This is a genomic window from uncultured Mucilaginibacter sp. (genome assembly GCF_903913935.1).
Lineage (GTDB): Bacteria > Bacteroidota > Bacteroidia > Sphingobacteriales > Sphingobacteriaceae > Mucilaginibacter.
Window position 1 is genome coordinate 1 of sequence record NZ_CAIWNH010000108.1, and the last position, 3,846, is coordinate 3,846.

At 42.7% G+C, this 3,846-nt stretch carries 3 protein-coding genes; all 3 read left to right on the forward strand.

Features of this window, described 5'->3' with window-relative positions; all coding sequences use genetic code 11:
• Positions 1 to 292, forward strand: a 292-nt coding sequence (locus tag QZY09_RS04170) for a glycosyl hydrolase family 65 protein (RefSeq protein WP_295668509.1), incomplete at its 5' end; no start/stop codon positions are given.
• Positions 293 to 405: 113 nt separating this feature from the next.
• Positions 406 to 2,127 carry an alpha-amylase family glycosyl hydrolase gene (locus tag QZY09_RS04175; protein ID WP_295668512.1) on the forward strand — a complete coding sequence of 574 codons (1,722 nt, stop codon included), beginning with the start codon at positions 406 to 408 and terminating at the stop codon, positions 2,125 to 2,127.
• A 195-nt stretch (positions 2,128 to 2,322) separates the two neighbouring features.
• Complete coding sequence (locus QZY09_RS04180) at positions 2,323 to 3,705, forward strand: MFS transporter (protein ID WP_295668515.1); 1,383 nt, start codon at positions 2,323 to 2,325, stop codon at positions 3,703 to 3,705.
• Positions 3,706 to 3,846 lie beyond the last annotated feature (141 nt).

The following is a 3,846-nucleotide window of genomic DNA, read 5'->3' on the forward strand; positions in this document are numbered from 1 at the left end:
TGACACCGAAGACGGCTGTCACATTACCTCGATGGCGGGTACGTGGATGTCAGTAATTGAAGGTTTTGGCGGGATGAGGGTGAAGGATGGTAAATTATCATTCCAGCCATTCCTGCCCGGCAAATGGCGTTCATTCTCGTTCCACATCGGCTTCCGCGGCGCTTTGTTGAATATAAAAGTGAGTAAGGATGGTGTGCAGATCAAAAACCTTTCTGGCAGCGAAACTACTGTATTGGTTTATGATAAAGAGCAACTGGTAAAGCCGGATGACGAATTATTGGTTGAGGCATAATTGATCGTAGAATGGTGCATGGTAAAATCTCCGGTATTTTTTGTATCATCATGGCGTTATTAATGCCTGACTTTTTATTTTCCCAGGCGCAGCATTCAGTACAACAAAGAGCAATGGAACAATCGTCCCCAAATCATAAATTAATTATCTATCAACTGCTTCCCCGATATTTTGGCAATACCAAAACCCTTAATAAATATTATGGGTCCATTGACGAGAACGGTTCCGGAAAGTTTAACGATATCAGCGACAAGGCCCTTCAGGAAATAAAAAACATGGGTTTTACCTATGTTTGGTTCACCGGGGTAATTGAGCATGCCACCATGACGGATTATTCGGCCTACGGCATCAAAGCAGATGATCCGGATATTGTAAAAGGTAGGGCTGGTTCACCCTATGCCATCAAAGACTATTATGATGTTGACCCTGACCTGGCTGTTGACGTTAAAAACCGGATGACCGAATACCAGGCTTTAATCGATCGGACTCATAAAAACGGTCTCAGCGTAATTATGGACCTGGTGCCCAACCATGTGGCACGCACTTATGCCTCGGATGTAAAACCAGCCGGTGTGCATGATTTTGGCCAGGATGATGATAAGTCAAAAGCTTTTGATCCTAAAAACGATTTCTATTATATGCCGGGGCAGCCTTTTGTTGTTCCTCCCGGTTATAACCCCGGTGGCAACGAATTTAAAAGCCCGCTAAAGGATGGTCACTTTGATGAAAACCCCGCAAAGGCTACCGGGAATGATGTTTTTAGCGCTGCACCCAGTATAAACGACTGGTTTGAAACCATGAAACTGAACTATGGCGTGGATTACCAGAATGGCCGTACTCCGCATTTCGATCCTATCCCCCCGCTTTGGAATAAAATTTATGATATACTGAAATTCTGGAGCGCCAAAGGGGTGGATGGTTTCAGGTGCGATATGGTAGAAATGGTGCCATTTGAGTTTTGGGGATGGGTAATACCAAAACTGAAAGCGGAACACCCTGACCTGATATTTATTGGCGAAGCATATAATTCAGCGCTTTACTCAAAATACATCAATACCGGGAAATTTGATTACCTGTATGATAAGGTAGGCCTATACGATGCCATCAGGCGGCTAACGTGCAATGATCCGCACGCAACCACCTGGGATATCAACCAGGTTTGGAACCGTGATTCAAAAGGAATTGACGAGCACATGCTGCGTTTTATGGAAAACCATGATGAGCAGCGCATTGCCTCCTCACAATTTGCAGGTAATCCCTGGTTGGCATTTCCGGGAATGATAGTAACAGCGACGCTTTCAACTGGTCCGGTAATGGTCTATAACGGCCAGGAGGTTGGCGAACCGGCCAAAGGCAGTGAAGGTTTTAGCGGTGATGACGGACGTACCTCCATTTTTGACTATTGGGGAGTACCGGAGCAGCAAAAATGGATGAACGGCGGTAAGTTTGATGGTGGCCAGCTGTCTGACGATCAAAAAAAACTGCGTGGTTTTTATAGCACCTTGCTAAATGTGGTTAGTGATAACGAAGCTTTAAACTCAGGAGGTTTTTGGGAATTAATGATCGCTAATGAAAAACAACCGGGATTTGATCAACATTTATATATCTTCCTTCGATATACCGATAAACAACGTATATTAGTGATTACCAATTTTAACCGAAACGAAAGCCAGATACAAATTAAACTGCCCGATGACCTGCTTCAAAAATTAAACCTGAACGGTAAAAAGGATTTTGTTGACCTGCTAAGCGGTAATAAATTCAGTACAGGTAATATTGCGGATGGTATAAAGGTAACGTTACCGGCTTCAAGCGGGATGTTGCTTAGCTTTTAGGTTCATTGGTTCACTGGTTTGTTAGTTCATTGGTGTTTTTAAGATACTTATGTTCACTAAGTACGACAAACGTATTGTCGTACGAATAGACATAGTTTTAAACAGTTTACCAATGAACTAATGAACCATTGAACCAATGAACAATTGAACTAATGAACAATTGAACCAACTAAACAATTGAACCAAATATAAAATATGGCAACCAGCGGCGTCGTTCAAAAACCGAGAATGAGTTTTTGGCAGATCTTTAACATGAGCTTCGGCTTTTTGGGTATTCAATTTGGCTTTGCCCTGCAAACAGGAAACGCCAGCCGGATCCTGCAAACCTTTGGTGCTGACGTTGAAAATTTGTCATTATTTTGGCTGGCTGCGCCGATTACAGGGATGATCATTCAACCCATTATCGGACATTACAGCGACCGTACCTGGACCCGGCTGGGTCGCAGGCGCCCATATTTTTTAACAGGTGCACTCCTTTCTGGCGTAGCCTTATTATTTATGCCGAACTCATCCATGCTGGCGGCTATTATACCACCTATTGTTGTTGGCGCGGGTATGCTGATGATCATGGATGCATCCTTTAATGTTGCAATGGAACCTTTCAGGGCGTTAGTTGCTGATAATTTGCCCGACAGCCAGCATAACGATGGCTTCTCGATGCAAACCTGCCTTATCGGTGTAGGTGCTGTAATTGGTTCGTGGTTACCGTACGTTTTTGCCAACTGGCTGGGCGTGTCTGATACTGCACCCCAAGGCCATGTCCCTAATAACCTTTTATTTTCATTTTACATAGGCGCTTTAACCCTTATCGGCTCGATATTGTGGACCGTAATTAAAACAAAGGAATATCCGCCGGAAGAATATGCTAAATTTCATGAGCCGGAGATTGAAGAAGAGGAAAAAAAGAGTGGACTGGTCCAGATATTTTCCGACTTGTTTAGTATGCCAAAAACCATGTGGCAATTGGGTATCGTGCAGTTTTTTTCCTGGTTTGCTCTTTTCTCCATGTGGGTATATACCACGCCGGCAATCGCTGAACACGTTTATCACATTAAAGCTGGTGACACATCCTCGCACGCCTACAACACGGCGGGCAACTGGGTTGGCGTTCTTTTTGGTGTTTATAACATTGTATCTGCGGCTTATGCATTGTTGCTGCCACGGATTGTACGCAAGTCGAGCAGGAAAAAAACACATGCATTTTCGTTAACTATGGGCGGTCTGGGGTTAATATCCATATTCTTTATTCAAAATGATTACGTGCTTATCCTGCCGATGATAGGCATTGGATTAGCCTGGGGTAGCATCCTGGCAATGCCTTATGCCATATTATCAAGCGCTATACCTGCAAAAAAAATTGGGGTTTATATGGGTATATTCAACCTTTTTATCACTATGCCCCAAATTGTTAGTGGGGTAAGCGGGAAGTTTTTGATGAAATATATTTTTTCAGACCATGCAGTTTATGGTTTAATTATGGCTGGCGGATTCATGGTTTTAGGCGCGGTATCAGTTTTATTTGTGCAGGATGGGAAGAAAATTCAAATAATAGATACACCATTAATAGAAGCCCCCTGATTGAAATTGTTGAATAAACGGTTTTAAGCTGAACAATTATGGTTTTTAATAAAGCGGAATGTTGTATATTGCGTTATACATACACAATGCATAATTGGGGTTAGACTTATAATTTTTAATGGAAGACAATATATTAAACCA